The organism is Paenibacillus sp. CCS19 (genome assembly GCF_033239625.1).
In the GTDB taxonomy this organism is placed as follows: domain Bacteria; phylum Bacillota; class Bacilli; order Paenibacillales; family Paenibacillaceae; genus Paenibacillus_T.
In genome coordinates, this window is record NZ_BTCK01000047.1 from 25,135 (window position 1) to 49,770 (window position 24,636).

Sequence of the window (24,636 nt, forward strand, 5' to 3'; positions counted from 1 at the left end):
CGTTTCGATGCATATTTTGATCGTAGACGACGAACCGATGGTGCGGTCATCGATAGCGAGAATCGTAAACGCGCTCGGTGAAGCTTATGTTGCTTATGAAGCGGATGACGGGGAGGATGCCATTGCGATTATTCAAGCGGAGACGATTGACCTCGTGATCACCGATATTCGCATGCCGGCCATAGATGGCCTGCAGCTCGCCGATATCGTCCGAAGGATGTATCCGCATATACGCGTTGTGCTGCTGACGGGTTACTCCGAATTTGAATATGCATTGTCGGCGCTTCATAGCGGCGTGTATGAATACTTGCTGAAGCCTGCATCGAAGAATAGCTTGCTGAGCTTAATCCGCAAAGTGGATGAGGAATTGCAGCAGGAACGAACGCAGCATAAGCTGGGCAGGCTGCGAGAGAATATCGTGATGGAAAAACGGATTCAAGAGATGTTGTACGATTTGCCGGTACCGCATGCCGATAAGGATCTATTCCCGGATTGTCGCTCGTTGGCTGTATTCGTTATTCGGGCCAATGCAGCGGAATTGCCGGAGCGATCCCTTCGTTTTGCGATGAAGAACGTGGTCGAAGAGCTTCTCGGCAAGGCTGGCAAAGCAGCTGTAATCGTGGAGGGCAGCCATTTGGTCGCTGTTCTATTGTCAGCGGCAGAGAGTGAACAACGCATGGACTGCGAGGGGCTGTCCAGCGAGATCGCCGACGTACTTGGTCGGCTCTATCGGATCGAGCTGACGATTCTTCATGCCGCAGGCAGCGGCAATCTAGCCGACCTTGGTTTGTTGTATATGGATTGCATGCGCAGACTGAACGGGGTGGACGCGAATGGATTGGACAAGAGGCCTTCAACCGAACGGGATGAATGTCATCGCCTCGTGAAGATTACAAGAAGATGGATCGAAGAGGAATATGCGGGGGAGCTTACGTTGGCTTCCGCTGCGCAGCGGCTGTTCGTCAGCCCCAATTATTTGAGCGTCCTGTTCAAGAGCCAGACGGATATGACCTTCACGCAGCATCTCGTTCAAGTGCGAATCGGGAAAGCCAAGGAGCTGCTGGCGGAAACCCAATTGAAGATTTACGAGATATGCGAGAAGGTCGGATATGCCGATCAAGCCTATTTCAGTCGGCTGTTCAAGGCAGCGACGGGCAAGACGCCTTATGAATACCGGGAGAGCGTTACCCTTTGACGGCGCCTTCCGTCACTCCTGCGATAAATTGCCGATTGAAGAACAGGAAGATAAGGAACAACGGCAGCGTAGCTAATACCGAGCCGGCCATGATCAAGGATTTATCTGCGTAATAGGTATTGATGTCCAGGCGGACCAATGCCAGCTGCACGGTAAGCATTTCGTTCGATTTGAGCACGACCGACGGCCATAGAAAGTCGTTCCATGCGTTCATGAAAGTCAGAATTCCCAGCGTAGCGAAAGCGGGCGCGATCGTCGGGACCACAAGACGGTAATACAGCTGCCGGTTGCTGCAGCCGTCGATTCGCCCTGCTTCGAGCATCTCGTTCGGCACGGCTGCGTCGATATATTGCCGCATGAAGAACACACCGAATGCACTAACCATGCCTGGAACGATTACAGCCTTTAGATCGTTAAGCCAATTCAGCTTGCTGATGATGATGTATTGGGGAATTAGCCCGAGCTGCAGCGGAATCATCATGGAACCTAGCACGAAGAGCAGCATGATCCGACTGCCGCGGAAGCGAAGCCGTGCGAAAGCGAAGCCGGCAAGCGAGCTGAACAGCAGCATGGACGCGGTAATGACAGCAGAGATGATGAACGAATTGCCTAAAGTCAGCAGAAAGTTAATGTTCGGATTGAAAATAACCTTCTCCATGTTTTCGATTAATCGGCTTCCATAGAATACGGCTGGAGGGACAGCGGAAATTTCAGCTGCCGAGCGGGTTGCGATGACGGTCATCCAATAGAAAGGAAATAGCGAGAATGCCGCGCATACGACGATCAGCAAATAGGCGACCAAACGCAAGAGCGGATTTTTCATGGTAACCTGACCTCCTTAATCGCGTAGCTTACGCACGACGAATGTATTGAACAGAGAGAACAGAATGATAAGAATCAGAAGCAGATTGGCAATGGCGGATGAATAACCGAATGACCGGTCGGTGAACGCCGTCTTATACAAGTACATAACGACCGTCAACACCTGATTGCTGCTGCCGCCATTAACGGCTATGTTAGTGCCGACCAGGGAGCTCATGAAGGCATAAGGCTCCGTGAAGATCTGCAAGCCGCCGGTCGTGGCGATGATCAACGAGAACAGGAGCGTCGGCATAAGCATCGGGATCGTGATACGGACAAATTGCTGCGTTCTGCTGGCGCCGTCGATCGTGGCGGATTCATAGAGATCATTCGGAATCGATTGCAGGCCGGCAAGCTGAATGATCATATGGAAGCCGAGATAGCGCCATATGATTAATAGGGAAACGGCAAACTGCGTCGCCCAAGGCGTGACGACCCAATCAATCCGGCTAAGTCCGATCGATTCGAGCAAATAGTTAATCAGGCCGTATTTTACACCAAACACGTTGGCGAAAATGAGGCTGACTGCAACAAGCGACGTAATGTTCGGCAGGAAAATGAGGAACCGGAACACGCCTTTCCACTTAAGGAAAGCTTGGTTGAGCAGCACGGCCATGATCGTTGCGAGCACTAGCTGCAGCGGTACCGATTCGAACCAAATGATGAAGGTGTTGCGAATCGATTTCCAGAACAAGGGGTCATGCAGCAACAACAGCCGATAATTCCGGAAGCCGACGAATTCCTTATCCCCGAGCAGGCTCCACTTGTGCAAGGATACATAAATCGTGAAGATGGCCGGGTAAAGACCGAATAAGGCAAACAACACGAAGAAGGGCGATGTATACAGCAAGCCCGACAGATTGTCGTTATGACGCCGTGCAATGCGGGACTTCTTGATGGATGGCTTGGTGCCAGGCATGATCTCCATGCGATATCCTCCTATATGAAGATTCAGAGAAAAGGCCGTGTCCGCGAATGGACACGGCCTTCTGTTGTTAAACTCGTTACTTCACTTCATGAGGCAGTTACGTTTATTTGTTCTGATTGGCTTTGACTTCGTTCACGAAGTCCGTCCACGTTTTGTCCGGATCCTCGCCGGCATCGACCTTCGGCAAATAGTTGCTGGCCGTAGTCGTGACCGATGCCCAGCTATGGATGGAATCGACCGGCTGCACTTGCTCTGCTGCTTTGGCGAAAATTTCGCCTACCGGCGCGTCGCTGTAGTAAGCGTCCTTCTTCGTCTTGAACGCGTCGTCCTCATATACACTCGGCGTCGAAGGGAAGTTGCCGTTCGTTTTGTACAGCTCCAATTGCTGCGCAGGCGCCAGAATCCAACTAATAAAGTCGTAGGCTTCTTGCTGATGCTTGCTCTTCTTCGGAATGAGCAGGAACGAACCGCCCCAGTTCGCCGAACCGCCCGGCATCGTCGCAACGTCCCACACGCCTGTGGAGTCCGGTGCATTGGAGCGAACGATGCCCAGCATCCACGGAGGAGCGAACAGCGTAGCGAAATCGCCTTTGCCAAGACCGGCGTTCCAATCCGCGGAGAAATCAGGCTGTTTGGCGGTTAAACCAGCTTTGGCAAGCTTACCGGCGAAATCCCAGGCTTTCTTGACGGCAGGGTTGGTCTCAATCGTCAGATTGCCGTCCTTATCGAAGATCGTATATTCGCCTGCCTGCTGGATGAGCGGCAGGAATGCGCCGAAGTAAGCGTCCGTGGCGATCGGTTTGCCGGCTTTTTCTTTAATGATCAATCCAGTGTTGTAGTAGTCGTCCCAGGTCGCAACCATCTTGGAGACGGAGTCGCGATCGGAGGCTAGTCCTGCCGCCTCGAAAATATCTTTGCGATATGCCATCGCCATCGGACCGGAGTCAGTCGGAATGCCGTAGATGAAGCTGCCGTCCGCGTTCGTGCCTTGCTTCCAGCGCGCTGCCAGGAAATCGGACTCCATCTGGTCAGCGCCGAAGTCCTTTAAGTTAACCCAATAATCCTCGTTCTTCAGGAGCGGGATATCGTCGACGGTCGTGATTGCGACATCGGGCACGCCGCTGCCTGCAGATAAGGCTGTAAGCAGATTTTCGTTACGGTTTTTGTCATCGACCTGCATGTCGATTTTGATGTTCGGATGGTCGTTCTGGTATTGCTTGATCAGGTCGTCAAGGCCTGGACCATTGATGCTCCAGAACGTTAACGTCACATTGCCGCCCGAATCGGATGAACCGCCGTCTTTCGAGCTGCATGCCGTAAGGCCCGTAAGAAGGGCCAATGCGGCTGCGGCTATTATCACTTTGTTTCCCCTTGGCAATTGCAAAACCCCCATTAGCAAATTGGATGAAGAGCTTGGTAACCCAACTATAGCAGGGGGTGGAACGGTCAATAAATATGGTGGATGTTATATATTTTGACTTATTATTGGGATCGTTCTCGACTTGAGGCGGCTAGAATTCGGGGGCGGTTCTCGACCATTGTTGTTTTTGCACTTGAAATCTATATGCAATATGCGATATATTGCATATAACAAACGAACGATGAAGGATGAAGAACATGCCGATACCTACGAATTACGTCTCGCCGACGCGAATGTCTGCGAAAGAACGTGCATTATCGCAAATTCAACGCTGGATTATAGACGGCACCTTGCAGCCGGGCGAGAAGCTGTTTGATGCGGAGCTGGCAGAATCGCTAGGGGTAAGCCGCACACCGATTCGGGAAGCGCTGCAGCTGCTGGAGGTGCAGGGGCTTGTCGCTACCCGTCCGGGCAAAGAAACGATCGTAACGGTCATCGAGAAAGAAGATATTTTCAAAATGTACCCGACGATGGCGGCGCTCCAAGCCTTGGCGGCAGAAGCTGCCGCGCATGTCATTCTGCCCGAGCAGATCGAGCAGTTGAGAGCGATCAACGAAGAGTTCGCGGCCGCAATCAAGAGCGGGCAGGCGTATCAAGCGATGGAGACGGACGAGCAGTTCCACAACTTGATTATGGAGCTGTCGGACAATCCGTATGCGGCATCGTTCAGCACATCGCTGCAAATGCATATCCGTCGTTTCAAGTATGTGTTTCTGCAGCAGTCGATGACCGCAACGGCAGCTTCAGTCGAAGAGCATATCGCCATCATTGATGCCTTCGATAAGAAAGACAGTCAACGGGCGCATGAGCTGATGAAGCAGAACTTCATCCGTCCGATGCAGGAGCTTCACGGATTACTCTAATGCGATAGGAGTGAAGACAGTGGGAGAACACAAAGATTTGCGGACAAGAAGTAAAGTTATCAGCGAAGGGGTCAATCGGGTGCCGAACCGCGCGATGCTGCGGGCAGTCGGATTTAGCGACGGCGATTTCAAGAAGCCGATGATCGGCGTAGCCAGCACATGGAGCGAGGTTACGCCGTGCAACATGCACATTCATGACCTTGCGGTACAGGCGAAGCGCGGGGTAAGGGAAAACGGCGGCGCACCGCTTATTTTTAACACGATTACGGTATCGGACGGCATCTCGATGGGGCATGAGGGAATGTTCTTCTCGCTCCCTAGCCGCGAAGCGATTGCGGATTCGATTGAGATCGTAACGGGAGCGGAACGGTTCGACGCGCTGGTTGCCATTGGCGGCTGCGACAAGAACACGCCTGCGTGCCTCATGGCGATTGGTCGGATGAACATTCCGGCGGTTTACGTATATGGCGGCACGATTCAGCCAGGGAAGCTGGACGGCAAGGACGTCGATATCGTGACCGCTTTCGAGGCGGTCGGCAGCTACCATGATGGAAGAATGACGGATGAGCAGCTCCATAAGGTCGAATGCAGCGTATGCCCGGGGCCAGGCTCCTGCGGCGGTATGTATACAGCCAACACGATGGCGGCAGCGGCGGAAGCGATGGGAATGAGCCTGCCAGGCTCGTCTTCGACGCCAGCGATTTCTCCGGACAAAGCAGTGGAGTGCGCGGAGGCAGGCAAGCAGGTGCTGGCGCTGCTGGAACGAGACATTTATCCGAAGGACATCATGACGAAGGAAGCGTTCGAGAATGCCATTACGGTCGTTATGGCGCTCGGCGGTTCGACGAATGCATTCCTGCATCTGCTGGCGATTGCGCATTCGGTTGGCGTCGATCTGACGTTGGATGATTTTGAACGAATCCGTCTGCGCGTCCCGCATCTTGCCGATCTGAAGCCGAGCGGCAAATACGTCATGCAGGATCTGAACGATATCGGCGGCGTGCAAGGGGTTATGAAGATGCTGCTCGCAGAGGGATTGCTGCATGGCGATTGCCTCACTGTAACGGGCAAGACGTTGGCGGAGAACTTGGCAGACGCCGAGCCGCTGCAGCCGGAGCAAGAAGTCATTCGGCCGATGGACCAACCGCTCAAGCCGAATGGCCCGCTAGTCGTGCTTAAGGGTAACCTCGCACCTGATGGTGCCGTCGCGAAGATGTCCGGCATGAAGAAGTCGCGTTTCGTCGGCCCGGCGAAAGTATATGACAGCGAAGATGATGCGACCGAGGCTATCTTGAGGGATGAGATTCAAGCGGGAGACGTGCTCGTCATCCGTTATTGCGGACCGAAGGGCGGACCGGGCATGCCAGAGATGTTGTCGGTAACGGCACTCATCGTCGGCAAAGGGCTCGGCGGCGAAGTCGCGCTCATCACGGATGGCCGTTTCTCGGGCGGGTCGCACGGCTTCGTGGTCGGTCATGTTTCGCCCGAGGCGCAGGTCGGCGGTCCGATCGCGCTGCTGAAGACCGGGGACACGGTCATTATCGATAGCGATGCGCAGCAGATCAGCTTCGACGTCACGGATGAGGAGCTTGCGGCACGGACGCACGCGTGGGTGCAGCCACCGCTTAAGTTCACCACCGGCGTGCTGGCTAAGTATTCGCGACTAGTCGCTTCCGCTTCCAAGGGAGCGGTAACGGATTTAATAGAATAACCCCTGTCAGCGGCACACAAAAAAACTCGGAGTCAGCATGCGGACATGCTCTCCGAGTTTCTTAGTTTCTAATTCTATTGCTCCAAGAAGAACTGCATCGTCCGATCGCCGCAGCCTGGCAGATGCTCGTGGCCGAAGTCGGGGTAGATGACGTACTGCTTAGGCGCCGTCATTTTATTGTACGCAGCGAACTGCGTGGACGGCGGGCAGATCGTGTCCATCATGCCGACGAACATCAGCACTTCACCACGGATGCGCTCCGCTAGATACTGCAGGTCGATATAACCCAGCTTCTCGAAAATTTCATCCTCGCGCTCATGCAGCGGGTCGAAATGGCGGAAGAATGTGCGAAGCTCTCCGTAAGCGTCCTTGTCGAGATCCATTTCCCATACGCGTTTGTAATCGCAGAGGAAAGGGTACACAGGGGCCAGCTTCTTCACGCGCGGCTCGAGCGCAGCGCAGGCAATCGTCAAGGCGCCGCCTTGCGAACCGCCCATTGCGTAAACCCGGTCTGGATCGACTTCCGGCAGCTCAAGTGCAATCTGTGCAAGCCGCGCCGTATCGAGGAAGATGTGGCGGAACAGCAGGTTGTCGGGGTGATCGTCCAGACCGCGGATAATGTGGCCGTTATGCGTATTGCCTCGTACACCGCCTGTGTCTTCCGAGCTTCCGCCTTGACCGCGGCAATCCAGCGCCAGCACGGAGAAACCGAGCGATGCGTATGCGAGCTTATCGTTCCAGTCTCCGGCATTGCCGGTGTATCCATGGAATTGCAGGACTGCCGGGTGACGGCCTTCTACGTTCTTAGGACGAATATATTTGGCATGAACGCGAGCGCCGCGCACACCTGTGAAATAGAGATCGAAGCAGTCCGCCTGAGGCGTCTGGAACTTGCTCGGAATCAATTCAACTTGCGGGTCGACAGCGCGAAGCTCGTCCAATGCCCGTTCCCAATAAGCATCGAAATCCGCTGGTCGTGGGTTTCTTCCCTCGTAGGTTTTTAACTGCTCCAGGGGCATATCGATCGTTGGCATAGGTAACATTCCTCTCAGTATCAAAGTGTAGGTCTAACTCTATCTCGTATTATAGGCCTCGAGAGTCTATTTTGAATATCATCATATCTTGCGATTAAATGCGATTTTCTATTAATTATAGATCCATTATTGCGATACCATGCTTCATCTTGATAGTCACAGCCAAATACTCGTCCATATCATAAGCTGCGTTGCTGTATACATAAATAAACATAATGGGAGCAGAGACCTATTCTGACTCCCTTTTAATGTTCAATAATATTATGAATCGAATAATATATTTATGATTTTAATAATTCGTGAGTATTTTGTACAAATCATTGTGTTATGCAGTATACAATATTTTGGAAGAATGATATAATTTATCCGCTTAATAGACCAATTAAATGCCGGGGATGATGAGATCGCGATGAACAAATTCAGGAATGGAATGTCGAATCCGATGAAGTCGATTGGCATGAAGTTGTTTCTTATTTTCTTTGTTGGCATCGTTGTGTTTGTCGTTTCGGTGGGGGTCATCTCCTATCAGATGGCGAAATCGATCATCAAGGACAAGGTGGTCGACAGCTCGGTTTCAGCAATATCGCAAGCGGGCAGCAAGCTGGACATCGTACTTAGCAATTATGCGCTGGAAACGAAGCAGTTCGTAGCGGACTTCTCGATGACAGAAGCGTTGGAGGCGCTCGTCGATCCGGGATCGGAAGTGCTCCAACAACTGAATGCAACGAACAAGCTGCAGACCAAATTCGGCGAAATGATTTATACCGATTCCGCGATCAAGTCGATGAGCCTGCTGCTCGTGAACGGCAAGAACATTAGCACGGACGCTAATGCGGCATCCGTATCTGACATGCGAGAGACGGAGTGGTTCAAGGCTGCAGAGAATGCGAATGGAGAACCGCAGTGGATTGCGACGGAGACGAAGGGCGTCATTGCCAGGGACGGGTCAGGACCTACGCTGGGCATTGCCAGATTCGTCAACAGTCCATCCGGTACGAAGCTTGGGGTGCTTGTTCTTGAGTTAAAGTACGAGCTGTTAGCCAATCTGTTGTCTGATCTGTCTTCTAGTTCCGGAGACGGGAACAGCGTCATCATCATTAACCCGGCTTCCAATAAAATCAGTTATTCGGACGGCTCCGGCGACAGTTTGCAATGGCTTGGACAAGCTCCGGTCGTCCAGCTGCCGCCCAAGTCTCACACGGGTTCGTTCGAAGGTGGCGACCAGCTCGGCGAGCAATCGCTTATTGTCTATTACGAATCGACGGTGACCGGCTGGAATCTCATCAATATGTACCCGATCGATATTCTTGTGAAGGATGCCCGCACGATTCTGAATGTTACGGCAGGCATTGCAATTCTTGCGGCTATTCTGTCTATCTTGATCGGCCTAGGCATGATTCGAATGGTTGGCCGGCCACTGGTAAAACTGCGCAACCTGATGAAGCAAGGCGCACATGGCGATCTGCAAGTACGCGCATCGTTCAATAAGCGGTCGGACGAGATTGGCGAACTCGGCAGCAGCTTTAACGAGATGATGGAGAATATCGCTGCGCTCGTCGTGCAGACGAATCAATCAGCGAAACAAGTCATCGGCAATTCCGGCGTGCTGCTGGAGGCGTCGCGTAAGACAGCAGATGCGGCGAAGGAAATTTCCTTGGCGACAGAAGAGATTGCAAGCGGTGCGTCCATGCTCGCCATACAAGCGGAGCAGGGGACAGATCTTACGGGCCGCATCGGTCAACAATTGCGAGAGGTGATTACGTCGAATGAAGCGATGTATGAACTTGCGCAAGAGGTGCGCCAAGTGAGTGAACAGGGCGCTGACTACATGGCTTCGCTGCGATCGAATACGAAGCAGACGGAAGACAGCATATCGTTAATGATTAATAAGGTGAATCAACTGCAAGAGAGCACCTCTTCGATACGCCGCATGCTGCTCGTTCTTGAACAGTTGACGAAGCAGACGAACATTTTGTCCCTGAACGCAACGATCGAGGCGGCGCGATCCGGTGCAACGGGAGGCAAAGGCTTCATGGTCGTAGCCGACGAGTTCCGCAAGCTCGCGGAACAGTCGAAGCAGTCGATTGAGATGGTTAACGAGATTACCGACTCCATTCAAGCGGACATTCATGCAACAGTCAGCGCGCTTGACGAAGCGAGCCCGATTTTCCAAGAGCAGATTGCGTCTGTGAAGGAAGCGGACATCATCTTCAACAAGGTGCATCAGCAGATGACGGCCTTCATGCAGCAGCTTGGCGGCGTTACGACGTCCATTCAGCAGCTGGATCAGTCGCAGATTACGTTGTCTGAGCTGATGAGCACGGTCAGTTCGGTGTCCCAGCAATCGTCGGCGACATCGGAGGAAGTGGCATCGCACAGCGTCGAACAGTCCGGCATCAGCAATGGATTGGTCGATCTGGCCGAACAGCTGGAGCAAGTATCGGAAAGCTTGCAACAATCATTGGCGAAGTTTACGGTGTAAAATAACGCAAGGGACGAAGCAGCTGCTTCGTCCCTTTTATTGTGGCTGATGATTGACGGCATTAATCGCGATCAGCCCGTAAATTCTTGGACCCAAGCGCCATTATAATAGCCGATGCCGATCTTCGTATAGCTGCTGTTCAGAATGTTCGCACGGTGGCCCGGGCTGTTCATCCAGTCGTTCATGACTTGCTGAGCGCTCGATTGGCCTTTGGCGATGTTCTCGCCAGCAGTACGGTACGTGACGCCGAACTGCTTCATCATATCGAACGGCGAACCATAGGTCGGCGAGTTATGGGAGAAGTAGTTGTTGTTGATCATATCTTTCGCCTTCGCCACCGCTACATTATTGAGCGCACTATCCATCGTCAGCGCGCCAAGGCCAGCATTTTTACGCTGCGTGTTGACGAGCGACAGCACCTGCTGCGCCTGGGTAGAAGCCGTCGTGTTCGAAGGCGTCGAAGGCGTGCTTGGCGTCGAAGGCGTCTTAGACGGTGTCGATGGTGTCGACGGGTTGGACGGATAGTAATTGTTGTTGTTTCCTGTACCGTAATTGTTACCCGTACCGTAGTTGTTGCCCATTCCAGGTAACTGGAAGTTCGGATTCCAGTTAAAGCCGGTACCATTGCCGCCGATTACGATCCAGCGCTGCTGCGGGGATGTCGACATCGAACGGTACGAGCCGGCGCCGGCGCCATGCGACGAGATCGACGACGATTGCGTAATTTGACGGGCAGGCGTTACCGAGTGTGCATTCATCCCGGAGTGTATCGTCGAAGCACCATTATTCGATCGAGTTTTGACCGTCGTTGTTCCATCATGGGTTGCGCAGCCGGATGCCAGCGATAAAAGAATAATTGCACTCGCGATTTGCTTTTTCATCTAGAGTAAAGCACCTCTTTTCTGTTGTTGTAGGTTTACTTTCTCCTGCGCGAGATGGGGCTATGCTGTAGGTTTATTGGATTGTGGGAGTTGAATTGCTTTCCGAACCAATGTGATAAAAAATGATACGCCAAATGAGAAACATTTTGTTATGATTTGCTCAAGAACATTGGATAGCAGCCATGAGGCGGAAGGGAGGGATTATGCAGACAGCGGAGCTTGTGCAGCGCGCGATCGATTATATGGAAGAGCGGCTTGAGGAGCCGCTGACACTGGAACAGATTGCGGAAGCATCGGCGATGTCGGTGCCGCATCTGTATCGGATGTTTTACGCGATGACGGGTCATCCGATCAAGGAATATATCCGCAAGCGGCGTACGAACGAGGCGGGATGTTTATTGCGGCAGACCAGCATGCCGATCATCGATGTGGGCTTTCAATGCGGGTTCGAGTCGTATCAGACCTTTCTCAAAACGTTCAAGCGAACGACAGGCTTGACGCCGGGGATGTATCGGCAATCTGAACTGATTTACAGCTTCGAGCGCATTCGTCTCCATGAACGTGTTGCCTATTGGGAAGAGCGGGAACTTTCGGAGCGTTACCCGGACGTCAGCGTCATTCGGCTGAGCACGGAACAAGGAATTGGCTGTTTGGTCTGGGCGGACCAGGAGGATGGGATCGAAGATGCGGCTCTTGCAACGTTCCGTATGCGAATGTTGGATGCCGGCCTTGATGCAAGACGGATGCGGTTATTCGGCTGGCACGTGGAGTCAGATCGCGAAGAGCAGCGCTTCGGTTATCAGTTGATTGGGGTAAGCGATGGCAATCGCATTCCATATGTAATGGATGCATCTGAGCTCGTCCAATTCGGACTCTCTTCATTCGAGAGACCGGGTGGGCTGTATGCAATGATGCGTACGCCTTACGGGTCTGCGTCTACCGTCGTTGCTGCATGGAACCGCCTTCTGTCCGAGTGGCTGCCGCGAAGTACATTTGCGCTGGGCGAGCATGGCATGATGGAGGAGTATGTGCAGTTGAACGGGACCATTGCCAGAATGAAGCTGTATCTTCCGGTTAGACGCAGCCAAGAAACCGAGCATATCGAAGTCATCTGGCAGCATCCTGTGCAAGTCGCCTCGTTCCGGGGCAGCGGGAGCGACCGAGTCCGACTGGCGGATGAGGCTTCTGCGGAATGGCTGCAGCGCAGCGGAATTAACCTCGACAATCGTCCGCAGGTTTATATGACAGGAAGTTGTTCGGCGGATTCGGAGGAAGAGATCTATGAGGTCTGCATCGCTTGGTCAGAAGAAGCTGCTCCATCACAGGCTGATGAACCGCTAGTGAAAGAGCTGGCCGGTGGGCTGTACGCATGTCTCAAGTGCGAAGCCTACGGCTTCATGACAGGCGTGCTGGAGCGCATCTATCGCTGGCTGGGCGCTTCGTCCGAGTATGAGCTGGATGTGAAGCGGGATTGGTACGCCAGCTACCAGTTTGATCGTACGAAGGATGACATGGTCACAGCCGCTTGTTACGTACCTGTTCAATCAGTGATGCAAGCTCGAATCGGAGGCACACGATAATGAATAACCCTATGCGATCCAACCAGCATCACGATTCACCGGAAGGCTACAAACCTTTTACAGCGCCAAGAGCGCTGAAGATGATGATGGGAGGCATTCGAATGAGCGACAACCAGCAAGTGCTGCCAGAGGCGAGCCCGATTAAGAACAAGGTGGGCAGCATTTTTGTACCGGTTAAGGATATTGAACAATCCCGTGACTGGTACTGCCTCGTACTCGGATTCAAAGCCGACGATTGCGAAATTATAGCCGGGCATCTGTGTCCGCTTCCTATGGAAGGCACTGGTTTAATACTGGATACGATGCCGATGTGGGGAGGCGAGCAGCCAGGAGGAGCGCCGTCGATTGAAACGCCGGCCTTCATGCTGATGACAGCGGATCTGGAGGGTGCGTACGCGTACATGCAAGGACTTGGCGTCGAGCTGGTTACGGAAATCGAGCACAATCACTGGTTCGTCGTGAAGGACCCAGACGGCAACAAATTGATGATTACACGTGAATAAGCACGCCTATACAGTGGAATATCACGATCGTTACGGCAGCGTTTGTTACGATCGGGTGATGGCGTGCAGCATTGGCGATGCACGATGGAAAGTACAAAGCCGCTATCCGGATGTCACGATTCGGGCGGTCACTATGAACCCGATACAAGATACACAAGGCAACAACCCAAATGAGCAGCCGACGGTATAATCTCCTACTGTCGCAGGGTTATGTTCTCGTGGGTGCAGAGGTATACTAGTCTCTACATGTATCATGATTTACGGGCAAAGCATATGGCATACGGAGAGGATCGGCGAAATGACGAATACGTATATCGGACGAATTACGCATCTGACGCGTTATCCGGTGAAGTCGATGGCGGGAGAATCGCTGCAGCGCGCGCCGATCGCGCCCTACGGGTTGTATGGCGACCGAAGCCATGCACTCATCGACAACGAGAAGGAAGGCTGGGACAGCTTCATTACGGCGCGGCAGTATCCGCAGATGTTAGGTTATACCGCTTCGCTGCCGGATAGCGGCGGAACAGAGGCTGCGTTCCCGCCCGTTCGCATTACGGCGCCTGACGGTCGGCAGTTGGAATGGACGGACGATTTGATACAGGAGTTGGGCGGATTCCCGAAAAGGTCGATATCATTGCGGAGCCACCGCCCGGACAGCAAGGAGCTGCTGGCTGTTGATGCCGGCGGGCTGCTGCTTATTACCAATCGCTCGCTGCGGAGGATTGAAGAGCGGTTGGGCCAACCGGTCGATCCGCGCCGATTCCGGGCGAATATCTTGATCGAGCTGGATGATGCTGCGGATGAAGATGAATATGCATGGGTCGGCTCACGGCTTCATCTACCAGACGGCACGGTGCTTGAGGTGGTAGAGCCATGCGAGCGATGCATGCTCGTAACGCTTGATCCGGATACGCATGAGCGGAACAATGCGGTACTGCTGGCCGTGAAGGATGTTATGGACTTGAAATTCGGCGTATATGCTACCGTCATCCAAACGGGTGAATTGTCGGTTGGGGACAAGCTGTACATGGAGAAGGCTGCGGCCGCTTCATCATAGTGGGTTCGATCCTCGCAGCAGCTCGGGTTATCCGAGCTGCTGTTTAACATTCGTGCTAACGGATTTACAATCTATTCATTTGCATATCGTCAAACCGGCATAAAAAGGATATGATGGATGGGATCGAACGATTTGATAATGCTAACCAACAGAGGAGCTGCCGAAATATGTACACCGTTGGCTTACGGACAGACCTGTTAATGGCCATCAAACATAAAGATTTGGAAGCGCTCTATTCCTTGCTGGGCAGCGGCGTCGATCTTAATCCGCCGTCGATGGAAGGGACGTATTTGAGCTGGGCATGGGGCAAATTCGGCAGCTACGACTTCGACGTTGTAAAGCTGTTGATCGAGCATGGCGCGGCGCTTAATGATCGTTCGCTTCCAGCGATTACTTGCGCTGCGGGACGCGGTAAACTAAGCGAGCTTGCTTATGTCGTGGAGCGCGGCGCAGATGTGAACGCGGTGGATGAAGCCGGACATTCAGCGCTATGGCATGCGGTCTATGGAGCGTACATCGAGGAAGTGAAGTGGCTGCTTGACGCGGGCCTGCGGCTTGAACAACATGGCGTACAGGCGCTGCGGCTGGCGGCTTCAATCGGCAGTCTGCCGATGGTTAAGCTGCTTATCGAGCGCGGAGTTCACCCTGATGCGCGAGCGTCACGCGATGCCGATGACTCGTATACGGCACTTCATCAAGCGGTGATGTACGGTCACAAAGAAACGGCGGCTTTTTTGCTCGAACAGGGAGCAGACCCGGCGATTTGCAATGACAGCGGCCAGAATGCTTACGACATTGCCAAGCTCAATGAGCTGCCTTCAATGGTGAAATTGATTCGGCGATATGAGAGCAAATAGAGGAGACACGTTATTGATGAACCATGGGGATCGACCTTTCGATGAATTGGATTTATATGTACGGCAGATTCAATCCCAGATAGGGTGCACCGCCTCTGCGATTTATGTGATCCATAAAGACAACGTTGTCCATGAGCGATATTGGGGACGGCACAGCGAGGATTCGGATGCAAGGGCAGTGGATAAGCAAACACAATTCAACGTTGCCTCCATTCGCAAAACCTATCTAGCGCTCGCAATCAGCCTTTTGATTGAGAAACGGTTGATAGGAAGTATAGATGATGCATTTGCCGATTACTTGCCTGATTATGCGGAAGTCGCATCGGGCGTTACACTGCGGCATCTGCTGACGCATACGCACGGACTGAACATCGATCGCCAAGACGGCGTGCTGATCAAGGAATTCGAAGCTGGAACGAGCTGGGCTTATCGCAATGCGGGAATCGGGCTGTTGATTGAGCTGGTTCGCCGCTTATCGGGGCAACCCCTAAGCGAGCTGCTGCAGCAACAATTGTTCGGTCCGGCAGGATGGAATGAGACCGGTTGGCGCACAGAGCGGAATGAGCGGCTTATCTATAACCATTATGAAGCTGAAGATAACTGGGTTGGTCCGAATGACAGCAGCGCGGGTGATCAGAGCAATCTGTTCGTCAGCGCACGAGAGCTGGCTGCATGGGGGCAGCTTCACCTGCGTCGAGGCAAGCTTCGGCAGGGCGGAGAGCCATTATTCCCGCAGCAAGTATTCGACCGAATCCTAACGATACAAACACCAGCTAGCGTGCCGCAATCAATGCCGCGCAATAGCTTCATCTGGTGGCTGCAGCATCAGACACCTAGCAACGAGATCGGCGATCATTTGCCGGAAGGCAGCTTCCAAGTGCTCGGCATTACAGGATGCGCTTGCCTGGTCATCCCTCGATACGACGCCGTCATCGTCCGCATGTACAACCAGCTCCGCAACCCAGGCGATTACGATTATTTGGCAGACATTCGTACGTTCGGAAACCTCGCCCTCGCGGGTATTGCTAGGTTATAATCTACTAGATTACGATAATCCGTTTCGCGCTTCTGCACCCGTTTCGCGGCGAACGCCGTAAAACGGGTTTTCGTATTTTGCATTCCGTATTCCCCACTCCCAATTAAGCCTTTAGATCCCGAAGGGATCACTAGGCAGGAGCGCCAACGTAGAGCGTGTCCCGAAGGGACTAAAGCGAGCATCAGCACGTACTAACCGAGGTGCATCGAACCGCATGCGGACGTGCAAGTGTATCTAGATAATTACAATGTTCCACTCCATTTCTACGTTCCTAGAACAGTCCTCAGGGGATCCAAGGGGTAAAGTTTTCCGTAAGGAAACCACATCGGAAGCATATGCTATGCCCCTGGGGCCCTCCCCTCCAGGGAGGGGAGGGTTTGGGTGGGGTGGGAGAATAACTGAAAGGAATATATGAAAATTGGCTAATATGAGTAAATCTCGCAAACCGAGAATTTCGGAACTTGATACGCTGCGCGGCGCAGCCTTCCTCGCAGTCGTGCTGCAGCACGCGATAGCGCACTATTTTCCGCTGCCCGCGACAGGGCTTGACGATGGCGTGCTGATGGGACTGCTGCTCATCTTGAGCAAGTTTGCAGTACCAGTGTTTGTGTTCATGACGGGGATGTCTCTGTTCTACAGCTATGACGGCGAGGTCCGTTATTTGACGTTTCTGCGCAAAAGATTAAAAGATATCGCGCTGCCCTATTTGCCATGGGCGGTGCTCTATGCGATTGAATTCCAGCATGTGCAGCTGCTGGATTGGGCGGGCTGGCAGAAGCTTGGCCTTATGTTGTTCACCGGCAAAGCATCCTATCATCTCTGGTATGTCGTGATGGTCTTCCAGCTCTATCTAATCTTTCCGCCGCTGCAGCGGCTCGCGAAGCGGGTACGGCCTCGAACGTTCACGGCGACAATGGGTATCCTTGCGCTGCTGCTGGGGCTATACCTGATCCTGATGGAACAAGGCGGAGCTATTTATCGGGCGGCTGTGTCGTGGGATGTGCCCGTGCTCTCTGCCTTTTTTGCCAAATATCTCGATCGCAACGCATTGATGTACTTCTTCTACTTCGCTATGGGCGCTGTCGCAGCGTTCTATGTGGAGCAGTGGCGGGCGTGGTTGCTGCGGCTGCGATATGGAATCCTGACGGGGTTCGCGGGAATGAGCATATGGCTGCTGTATGTCGTCGTTGACCATTTTGAACTCACGCCGCAGGTCGTGATTCGTTACAATGATCTCGGACTGCTCAATCCTCGCATGGCCATATTCCTGACGCTGTCGGTGCTGGCGGTCTATGTGGCAGCGGTGCAATGGGAGCAAGGGGCTCCGGGTTGGCTGCGTTCGATCATCGCGTGGCTTGGCGCCTATTCCTACGTTGCCTACTTGGCGCATGCGTATGTGCTGAAGTATATGGAGAGAGTTGCGGACGGTATGTTCGGCATGGACGGCTCGGCGTCTGCGCGGGCACTCGTCGCATTCGTGCTCAGTGCAGCAGGCGCTGCGGTGATCGCTTGGGTGTTGAGATCGGCAGCAAGATCGCTCAAGCAGCTGCGCCGAATGAATACGCAGCAAGAGAGCAAGAACTCAGCTGCATTATAAGAGATAGGCGTGTGACCGGTCAGGTCACACGCCTATCTTGTAAGCAAGGAGGGCTTTCGCTGAATAGGGTATAAAACCATACCCGAGGGGGCCACATAGTGACGACGATCACGATTGCCGCTGTCGGCGATCTGTTAATGAAAGCACCGATAATCGCATCGGCGCGCCTCGATGGCGGCGGGCAATACGATTTTGACCCGATGTTCGAAGGTGTGAAGCCGCAGCTGCACAATGCGAACCTGCTGATCGGCAACCTGGAGACGACGTTCTCAGGCAAACCGCGGAAGGCCGGCAAATACGAGACAAGGGCGCCGCACACCGGCTATCCCGCATTCAACTGCCCGGATGAGCTCGCGGGCACATTGAAGCGGCTCAACTTCGACGTACTTACGACAGCGAACAATCATTGCATGGACGGCGGTACTTCTGGTTTGAAACGGACGCTGAATGTACTCGATCGGCATGGGATCAAGCATACGGGGACATCGCGTTCGGCTGCGGAATCCCGCCGTTTCACCGTAGTGGACGTGAACGGCATTAAGGTCGGCATTCTGGCTTATACGACCGGCACGAATTCGACTCCATACCCCAAAGCGTATCTCGTCAACAGAATCCGTCTCGGCCGTATTGCGTCCGACATTAAAGCGATTAAACGGCGGGCTGATTTCGTTATCGTCTGCCTGCATTTCGGACTTGAATTCCACCGCACGCCGAACGCTCGTCAGAAGAGCATCGTGAATGCGGTGTTCAAGTATGGAGCGGACGCAATCCTCGGGGCGCATCCGCATGTGCTGCAGCCAGTAAGGGTGTCCAATGTGAGGGATCGCAGGGGCATTGTGAAGAAGCGGGTCGTTGCTTACTCGCTCGGCAACTTCGTCTCCACGCGCCTGCGCAAGAACGTTCACACCCAGCGCGGCCTCATTCTGAAGATGAAGGTCGAGAAGAATGAGAAGGGCAGAACCCGTCTAGTCGGCGTATCCAAAGTGCATACGAAGGTGGACAGCCACGGCGAGATCGGCAATCGCACGTATCGGGTCGTGCCGATGTAAAGCAGAGGCAGCACGACAGAAACAACCCAACAGATGATCTGTTGGGTTGTTTGGCGTGACATGGAGAACTGAAATTTGTAACAGACAGAGAAGAATCAATCAGATGATGCATCAATAAGTTATAGCGTGTACATAGTCAGTGGCTAACATCTCAACCCAGATAGATTTTGTTGTTGAGCAACAAAGTCTGCTTAAATCACGAACGGATAGGAGTGGTTCTCGTGTGGGATCAGATTCTGCTCGTTGCCACGATGGCGCTGGCCGGCATACTAGGCGGGGCTGCAAGTTATTTGTTATCCTCTTCCCAGCGTGACAGTCCGCCGGTATTCAAGGATCGGACGTTCTACAGAACGGTGTTTATTGGACTTGTTGCTTCATTCCTTGTACCCGTTTTCCTGCAATTGATTGCAAGCGATCTTATCGATCAAACGTTGAACGCTGGAGAGCTTGCGTTCAACAAGTTATTGATCGTGGCCGGCTATTGCCTCATTGTCGCGATTTCATCCCGTAAGTTTATTGAGATGATTACGAACGCGACGCTTGATAGGGTGAAGTCGACGATGTCTTCGGTCAGCGATGACGTGGCGATGCTGAAAGCGGCACATACCGAAGGGAACATAGAGCCTGCTCGTGCGATAATCAATGAATCTGGCAATGCGACAGCAACGCCAGACAATGACGCTGCGAACGCCGCAGGTGAAATGACCGATGTGCTCCATGCACAAGGTATTCGAGATTCCGCCGTTATCGTGGGCGCTCCAACCGCTTCGCACAATAAAGGTTCGCAACGGAGTCCGGCAGACAACGCCCAATATCAAGTGTTGAAGGCACTGGTCGGTTCACCCTATATGTTTCGCTCGATCGACGGCATCAAGTCCGATGCAGGGCTGCCAGAATCGACCGTGAACAAGACGCTCAGCCAGCTGCTGGATGACAAGCTGGTCGTTCAGAGCTTCAGCACGCAAGGTGCGCGGTATAACATTACGCAGTCAGGCAGGGAGCGTCTTATTCAGTACAATAGCAATAGCAATAGCTAGCAGCAGTCATGTATAGAAGGGAGTTAAGCCTCTTGGCTTCGTCCCATGATCCGTGCGTCCTTCGGCAGCAGGAATGCGAGTATGCCGAGCAATGGGAGGAACGCGCATATCTTGATCATCGGCGCTACGCCGGTGTGGTCCATCATGGAGCCGAGCAGAACGGAGCCAAGGCCGCCCATGCCGAACGAGAGTCCGAAGAACAGACCGGAGATCATCCCGACTTGTCCAGGCAGCATCTCCTGCGCGTACACAATGATGACGGAGAAGCCAGACATCAGAATGGCGCCGATGGCGAGGCAGAGCAGAATCGAACCGATTGGGCCGGCATATGGGAGCCATAGGGAGAACGGCGCCGTGCCGGCGATCGAGAACCAGATGATCCGCTTCCGGCCGAACTTATCCGCCAGCGGTCCGCCGAGCAGCGTGCCGACCATGCCTGCGAATTGCAGGGCGAACAACGACACTTGCGCGCGTTCCAGCGACAAGCCGTATTTCTCCATGAAGTAGAACGAATAATAACCGGTCATGCTCGCGATATAGACGAATTTGGAGAACAGCAGCACGATCAGAATCGCAAGCACGAAGATGATGAAACCGCGAGAGAAGTGACGTTCGCTGCCCGAGACAGCGACAGCCTTCTTGCCGCTTGCCGCACGAAGCTGCATATGTTCGCCGTACCACCTGCCGACATACCATTGAATGATAATGCCGCAGACGGCCAGCAGCGTGAACCATAGGAAGCCGTGCTGCCCTTGCGGCGTAATAATGAAGGCAACCATTAACGGCGCGAGCGCCTGCCCGGTGTTGCCTCCGACTTGAAATACCGACTGCGCCAGACCTTTGCCGCTGCCGGCGACGAGATGCGCGACGCGTGACGATTCCGGGTGGAGCACCGAGGAGCCGATGCCGATCAGCGCGGCGGATAGAAGCAGCATGCCAAGACCGGGGGAGATGGCGAGTCCGATCATCCCGAGCAGCGTGAACACCATCCCGAGCGGCAGCAGGCCAGGCATTGGCTTGCGGTCGGTGTAATACCCGATCAGCGGCTGAAGGATAGAGGCGGTAATGTTCAGCGTGAAGGCAACCCATCCGATCTGGGCATAGCTGAGGTGGAGCGATTGTTGAAAAATAGGAAAGACAGCAGGGACAGCGTTCTGCATGGCATCATTAAGCAGATGCGCCATGCTGACGCCAAGCAAGACGATATTGGCCGTCTGTCTAGTCGACACGGCCATGGCGGGTTGTGACATTGCGATCACCTTTCTTGTTTTTTTCCTATCGTATAGCAATCGTCTTGAACCGTCTTTGCGATAATTGCTTGGCGAATGCGCAATTATTGCTATAATGAATTCGGGTGAAGAGAGATGATCGTTCAAATCACGACGCCGCGGATGGAACTGTGGCGCATCGATGGACCGTTCTCGAACGTTCCGCATATTCACGAAGAAGATTTTCAGATTACGGTGCCGTTGTACGGATCGTTTGAATTTATACAAGAGAACCGCAGCTATCGGCTGGCGGAAGGAAGCGGGCTCGTTCAGCATCCATGTGAACGGCATGTGTTCGAGATTAATGAACAGGCTGGGGTCGCTATATTCAAGGTTAGGCAGTCAGGTCTGCAGACCTTCGCGCGCAGCGAGTCATTGGAGCTTGATTTGTGGCAGCAGTTCGATCCTTCCCAGCTGACCGGACACTTCCGCCAATGGATTGGCGCGTTAATGACGAGCGATCCGAACAATCGGCTGGCGCAGGACGAGACGGAGGAGCAGGTGTTCACGTATTTGTGCGATGCCCTCACCGGCAATCATCGAGCGGGCAGCGGTTCTTCCGCACAGGCATACATTGCCGCGACTGGAGCGGACGCCTATATGGTGCAGGTGCTGGATTTCATGCATGCCCACTATACGGATGCGATCACGATCGAAGACCTTGCCTCGATCGCGAAGCAGAGCCGGTTTCATTTTATAAGGAGCTTCAAGTCGTCCTTCGGCGTGACCCCTTATCAATATGTGCTGCGGCTGCGCATCGACGAGGCCAAGCGTCTGCTGACGGTCTCCGACCGCTCGATCACGGACATCGCGATGCGGCTTGGCTTCTCCAGCGGCAGCGCCTTCTACCGGGCATTCGTGAAGTCGGTTGGGGTGACGCCCGAGTACTACCGAATGGATAGACGGGTTTGATGGTTGATTTCGGGGCTTTGGTGGTATATAATTTGATCTAAATATTCAAGAACGTTGATAAGGGCTAGTACGATTGTTCGAAGCGCACAGAGAGCTGTTGGTTGGTGCGAAACAGCCGCGAAGAAAATCCGAACTCACCTTGGAGTTGCTCGCTGAACTTGAAGTAAGCGGAGCCGGAACCTGACCGTTATCAGCAGGAGGATAGCTCGTTTGCATGCGATTGATGCAGCAGACGCCTATCCGTAGAGTGCATGCCTTCAAGGCGTGAATTCGGAGTGGTACCGCGTAAGACGTCACAGTCTTTCGTCTCTGTTAACGGAGACGGAAGGCTTTTTTTGTTGCCTAATTTAATTGGCTCACGAAGTAAGTCAGGAAGCCTGTTCGACGTCGAAGCTTGCGTTTACCTTCGGAGTCTTCTCGGTGCGGACAACCCGACTTTTTGAACTCGCACTTTAAGAAATTTACATGCCAACTGCAGATACGAATGAGAGGGTGGATCGTCATGAAGAATGTTGATAAGTACGCTAGAGGGTATTTCGTGCCGCCGGTGACAAGCTTGAAATGGACGCAGAAGGAATATATTACGGAAGCGCCAACGTGGTGCAGCGTTGACCTGCGCGACGGCAACCAAGCACTGGTCGTACCGATGAATTTGGAGGAGAAGCTGGAGTATTTCCAAATGCTCGTCGATATCGGCTTCAAAGAAATTGAAGTTGGTTTCCCGGCAGCATCGGAGACGGAATTCACATTCCTGCGCACGCTGATCGAGCAGAACCTGATCCCGGATGACGTGACGATCCAAGTTCTTACCCAATCGCGTGAACATATTATTCGCAAGACGTTCCAGTCGCTAGCAGGCGCGAAGAGCGCGGTTGTCCATCTGTACAACTCGACGTCCCTCGCACAACGCGAGCAGGTTTTCCGCAAGTCGAAGGAAGAGATCATTGAGATTGCCCTCACTGGCGCGAAGCTGCTGAAGCAATGTGCGGAAGAGACGGAAGGCAACTTCCAATTCGAATATTCGCCAGAGAGCTTCACGGGCACGGAGATCGAATTCGCGCTTGAGATTTGCAATCGCGTACTCGACGTTTGGCAGCCAACCGCGGAGAAACCGGCGATTATCAATCTGCCGGCGACGGTACAGATGTCGATGCCGCACGTTTACGCAAGCCAGATCGAATATATGAGCGAGAATCTGAGCTATCGCGATGGCGTTATTCTGTCGGTGCATCCGCACAACGACAGAGGTACAGGCGTTGCTGACGCAGAGCTCGGCGTACTGGCTGGCGCACAGCGCGTCGAAGGCACATTGTTCGGCAACGGCGAGCGTACGGGTAACGTTGACGTCGTTACGCTGGCACTGAACATGTTCTCGCACGGCGTGGATCCGAAGTTGAACTTCGACAATATCCCAGGCATCATCGCGGTATATGAGCGCCTGACCAAGATGAAAGTCGGCGAGCGTCAGCCTTACGGCGGCGAGCTCGTGTTCACGGCATTCTCGGGATCGCACCAAGACGCGATCGCGAAGGGTATGTCTTATCGCGAAGAGAAGTCGGTCGACAAGTGGTCGGTTCCTTACCTGCCAATCGATCCGAAGGATATCGGACGCGAGTACGAAGGCGACATCATCCGCATTAACAGTCAGTCCGGCAAGGGCGGCATCGGTTACATTTTGCAAATGAAATACGGTCTCGATCTGCCCGCTAAAATGCGCGAACACTTCGGTTATTGCGTGAAGAACGTATCCGACCAACAGCAGAAGGAATTGCTGCCGGAAGAGATTTACGACATCTTCAAGAACCAATATGTAAACCTGAAGACGCCGATCGAGCTGGTGAAATGCCGCTTCACGGAAGAAGAGGAGCAGGACTTCCAGACGATCGTTACGATTCGTACGGACGGTGCGACTAAGGAGATTGCAGGCTCGGGCAATGGCCGTCTCGATGCGATCAACAACGCACTGCAGACGCATCTGGGTATCGACTACTCCGATCTGGTGTACAAAGAGCACGCGCTCGAGATCGGCTCTAAGTCGCAAGCCGCTTCGTACATCGGCATCACGGCATCGAACGGTACCGTGTACTGGGGCTGCGGCATCGACGCGGACATCATGACGTCGTCGGTGAAGGCATTGTTCAGCGCTGTGAACCAAATGGTTCGCTAACTTATAGGGAAAGCCCGATCATTGCGATGATCGGGCTTTTTTGCTGCCTTGGCGGCGATCGTAGCCGCCCGCGCAAGGCGGATTCGCCTAGCGTAGGTGCAAAACTGCACCTACGAGAGCTTGCGGTGGCGGATTTGGATCCCTGTCAAGAAAGTAGACACAAATTTAGCTGACCTGTAGTTGCTCGTAGTATCTCTT

General features: G+C 53.5%; 21 protein-coding genes, 1 pseudogene and 1 other annotated feature. Of the genes and pseudogenes, 16 read left to right on the forward strand and 6 right to left on the reverse strand.

Annotated elements, in window-relative coordinates; genetic code table 11:
- The first annotated feature begins 7 nt into the window (after positions 1-7).
- The gene (locus tag SBI19_RS24305; protein WP_317972115.1) at positions 8-1,195 is read left to right on the forward strand and encodes a response regulator; all 1,188 of its coding nucleotides are present in this window, start codon (positions 8-10) and stop codon (positions 1,193-1,195) included.
- Here the strand turns inward: SBI19_RS24305 and SBI19_RS24310 are convergent.
- The 3 genes from SBI19_RS24310 to SBI19_RS24320 form a co-directional block, all read right to left on the reverse strand.
- Positions 1,185-2,018 (reverse strand): carbohydrate ABC transporter permease, encoded by an 834-nt coding sequence (locus SBI19_RS24310; protein ID WP_317972116.1) that lies wholly within the window; start codon positions 2,016-2,018, stop codon positions 1,185-1,187. The genes SBI19_RS24305 and SBI19_RS24310 overlap by 11 nt on opposite strands.
- A 15-nt stretch (positions 2,019-2,033) precedes the next feature.
- Entirely contained in the window at positions 2,034-2,984 is a 951-nt protein-coding gene (locus SBI19_RS24315) for a carbohydrate ABC transporter permease (protein ID WP_317972117.1), read from the reverse strand.
- Positions 2,985-3,087: 103 nt separating this feature from the next.
- Complete coding sequence (locus tag SBI19_RS24320) at positions 3,088-4,344, reverse strand: ABC transporter substrate-binding protein (RefSeq protein ID WP_317972118.1); 1,257 nt, start codon at positions 4,342-4,344, stop codon at positions 3,088-3,090.
- A gap of 257 nt (positions 4,345-4,601) precedes the next feature.
- On the opposite strand from SBI19_RS24320, the gene SBI19_RS24325 reads away from it, so the two are divergent.
- Together SBI19_RS24325 and ilvD are read left to right on the forward strand one after the other, a co-directional pair.
- Positions 4,602-5,267: a GntR family transcriptional regulator gene (locus SBI19_RS24325; protein WP_317972119.1), complete on the forward strand. Its 666-nt coding sequence runs from the start codon at positions 4,602-4,604 to the stop codon at positions 5,265-5,267.
- 19 nt (positions 5,268-5,286) lie between these two features.
- Entirely contained in the window at positions 5,287-6,978 is a 1,692-nt protein-coding gene (gene ilvD / locus SBI19_RS24330; RefSeq protein ID WP_317972120.1) for a dihydroxy-acid dehydratase, read from the forward strand.
- A gap of 74 nt (positions 6,979-7,052) precedes the next feature.
- On the opposite strand, the gene SBI19_RS24335 is transcribed toward ilvD, so the two are convergent.
- A complete protein-coding gene (locus SBI19_RS24335; protein WP_317972121.1) occupies positions 7,053-8,012 on the reverse strand; it encodes an acetylxylan esterase in 960 nt (319 codons plus the stop codon).
- A 409-nt stretch (positions 8,013-8,421) separates the two neighbouring features.
- Between SBI19_RS24335 and SBI19_RS24340 the strand changes: the two genes are divergently transcribed.
- The gene (locus tag SBI19_RS24340; RefSeq protein WP_317972122.1) at positions 8,422-10,494 is read left to right on the forward strand and encodes a methyl-accepting chemotaxis protein; all 2,073 of its coding nucleotides are present in this window, start codon (positions 8,422-8,424) and stop codon (positions 10,492-10,494) included.
- A gap of 71 nt (positions 10,495-10,565) precedes the next feature.
- On the opposite strand, the gene SBI19_RS24345 is transcribed toward SBI19_RS24340, so the two are convergent.
- Positions 10,566-11,375 (reverse strand): CAP domain-containing protein, encoded by an 810-nt coding sequence (locus SBI19_RS24345; RefSeq protein ID WP_317972123.1) that lies wholly within the window; start codon positions 11,373-11,375, stop codon positions 10,566-10,568.
- A 203-nt stretch (positions 11,376-11,578) separates the two neighbouring features.
- Between SBI19_RS24345 and SBI19_RS24350 the strand changes: the two genes are divergently transcribed.
- From SBI19_RS24350 to SBI19_RS24390, 10 genes and pseudogenes are all read left to right on the forward strand, one after another.
- The gene (locus SBI19_RS24350) at positions 11,579-12,955 is read left to right on the forward strand and encodes a helix-turn-helix domain-containing protein (protein ID WP_317972124.1); all 1,377 of its coding nucleotides are present in this window, start codon (positions 11,579-11,581) and stop codon (positions 12,953-12,955) included.
- Positions 12,955-13,458: a VOC family protein gene (locus SBI19_RS24355; protein ID WP_317972125.1), complete on the forward strand. Its 504-nt coding sequence runs from the start codon at positions 12,955-12,957 to the stop codon at positions 13,456-13,458. The genes SBI19_RS24350 and SBI19_RS24355 overlap by 1 nt, the downstream gene beginning before the upstream one ends.
- 13 nt (positions 13,459-13,471) lie before the next feature.
- A complete protein-coding gene (locus tag SBI19_RS24360; RefSeq protein ID WP_317972126.1) occupies positions 13,472-13,648 on the forward strand; it encodes a hypothetical protein in 177 nt (58 codons plus the stop codon).
- Between the two features lie 108 nt (positions 13,649-13,756).
- Positions 13,757-13,969, forward strand: a pseudogene (locus SBI19_RS29690) (MOSC N-terminal beta barrel domain-containing protein); the annotation flags it as partial.
- Between the two features lie 39 nt (positions 13,970-14,008).
- Positions 14,009-14,515 carry an MOSC domain-containing protein gene (locus SBI19_RS24365; protein ID WP_483312332.1) on the forward strand — a complete coding sequence of 169 codons (507 nt, stop codon included), beginning with the start codon at positions 14,009-14,011 and terminating at the stop codon, positions 14,513-14,515.
- Positions 14,516-14,682: 167 nt separating this feature from the next.
- Complete coding sequence (locus SBI19_RS24370; RefSeq protein ID WP_317972128.1) at positions 14,683-15,372, forward strand: ankyrin repeat domain-containing protein; 690 nt, start codon at positions 14,683-14,685, stop codon at positions 15,370-15,372.
- 16 nt (positions 15,373-15,388) lie between these two features.
- Complete coding sequence (locus SBI19_RS24375) at positions 15,389-16,408, forward strand: serine hydrolase domain-containing protein (protein WP_317972129.1); 1,020 nt, start codon at positions 15,389-15,391, stop codon at positions 16,406-16,408.
- Between the two features lie 427 nt (positions 16,409-16,835).
- Positions 16,836-18,005, forward strand: a complete 1,170-nt coding sequence (locus SBI19_RS24380; protein ID WP_317972130.1) for an acyltransferase — start codon at positions 16,836-16,838, stop codon at positions 18,003-18,005.
- Between the two features lie 98 nt (positions 18,006-18,103).
- The gene (locus tag SBI19_RS24385; RefSeq protein ID WP_317972131.1) at positions 18,104-19,054 is read left to right on the forward strand and encodes a CapA family protein; all 951 of its coding nucleotides are present in this window, start codon (positions 18,104-18,106) and stop codon (positions 19,052-19,054) included.
- A 221-nt stretch (positions 19,055-19,275) separates the two neighbouring features.
- Positions 19,276-20,091, forward strand: a complete 816-nt coding sequence (locus SBI19_RS24390; protein ID WP_317972132.1) for a YEATS-associated helix-containing protein — start codon at positions 19,276-19,278, stop codon at positions 20,089-20,091.
- 23 nt (positions 20,092-20,114) lie between these two features.
- Here SBI19_RS24390 and SBI19_RS24395 read toward each other — a convergent pair whose 3' ends face one another.
- Complete coding sequence (locus SBI19_RS24395; protein ID WP_317972133.1) at positions 20,115-21,341, reverse strand: MFS transporter; 1,227 nt, start codon at positions 21,339-21,341, stop codon at positions 20,115-20,117.
- A 114-nt stretch (positions 21,342-21,455) separates the two neighbouring features.
- Between SBI19_RS24395 and SBI19_RS24400 the strand changes: the two genes are divergently transcribed.
- Together SBI19_RS24400 and leuA are read left to right on the forward strand one after the other, a co-directional pair.
- Positions 21,456-22,271: an AraC family transcriptional regulator gene (locus SBI19_RS24400; RefSeq protein WP_317972134.1), complete on the forward strand. Its 816-nt coding sequence runs from the start codon at positions 21,456-21,458 to the stop codon at positions 22,269-22,271.
- 45 nt (positions 22,272-22,316) lie between these two features.
- Positions 22,317-22,585, forward strand: a binding site (T-box leader).
- Between the two features lie 188 nt (positions 22,586-22,773).
- A complete protein-coding gene (gene leuA / locus SBI19_RS24405) occupies positions 22,774-24,438 on the forward strand; it encodes a 2-isopropylmalate synthase (RefSeq protein ID WP_317972135.1) in 1,665 nt (554 codons plus the stop codon).
- The last annotated feature ends 198 nt before the right edge of the window (positions 24,439-24,636 follow it).

Bases quoted from the DNA above. Each gene is read 5' to 3' on its own strand.
- SBI19_RS24305 (WP_317972115.1), top strand. From the start codon at position 8: ATGCATATTTTGATCGTAGACGACGAACCGATGGTGCGGTCATCGATA.
- SBI19_RS24310 (WP_317972116.1), bottom strand. From the start codon at position 2,018: ATGAAAAATCCGCTCTTGCGTTTGGTCGCCTATTTGCTGATCGTCGTA.
- SBI19_RS24315 (WP_317972117.1), bottom strand. From the start codon at position 2,984: ATGGAGATCATGCCTGGCACCAAGCCATCCATCAAGAAGTCCCGCATT.
- SBI19_RS24325 (WP_317972119.1), top strand. From the start codon at position 4,602: ATGCCGATACCTACGAATTACGTCTCGCCGACGCGAATGTCTGCGAAA.
- SBI19_RS24335 (WP_317972121.1), bottom strand. From the start codon at position 8,012: ATGCCAACGATCGATATGCCCCTGGAGCAGTTAAAAACCTACGAGGGA.
- SBI19_RS24340 (WP_317972122.1), top strand. From the start codon at position 8,422: ATGAACAAATTCAGGAATGGAATGTCGAATCCGATGAAGTCGATTGGC.
- SBI19_RS24345 (WP_317972123.1), bottom strand. From the start codon at position 11,375: ATGAAAAAGCAAATCGCGAGTGCAATTATTCTTTTATCGCTGGCATCC.
- SBI19_RS24350 (WP_317972124.1), top strand. From the start codon at position 11,579: ATGCAGACAGCGGAGCTTGTGCAGCGCGCGATCGATTATATGGAAGAG.
- SBI19_RS24355 (WP_317972125.1), top strand. From the start codon at position 12,955: ATGAATAACCCTATGCGATCCAACCAGCATCACGATTCACCGGAAGGC.
- SBI19_RS24370 (WP_317972128.1), top strand. From the start codon at position 14,683: ATGTACACCGTTGGCTTACGGACAGACCTGTTAATGGCCATCAAACAT.
- SBI19_RS24375 (WP_317972129.1), top strand. From the start codon at position 15,389: ATGAACCATGGGGATCGACCTTTCGATGAATTGGATTTATATGTACGG.
- SBI19_RS24380 (WP_317972130.1), top strand. From the start codon at position 16,836: ATGAGTAAATCTCGCAAACCGAGAATTTCGGAACTTGATACGCTGCGC.
- SBI19_RS24395 (WP_317972133.1), bottom strand. From the start codon at position 21,341: ATGTCACAACCCGCCATGGCCGTGTCGACTAGACAGACGGCCAATATC.
- SBI19_RS24400 (WP_317972134.1), top strand. From the start codon at position 21,456: ATGATCGTTCAAATCACGACGCCGCGGATGGAACTGTGGCGCATCGAT.
- leuA (WP_317972135.1), top strand. From the start codon at position 22,774: ATGAAGAATGTTGATAAGTACGCTAGAGGGTATTTCGTGCCGCCGGTG.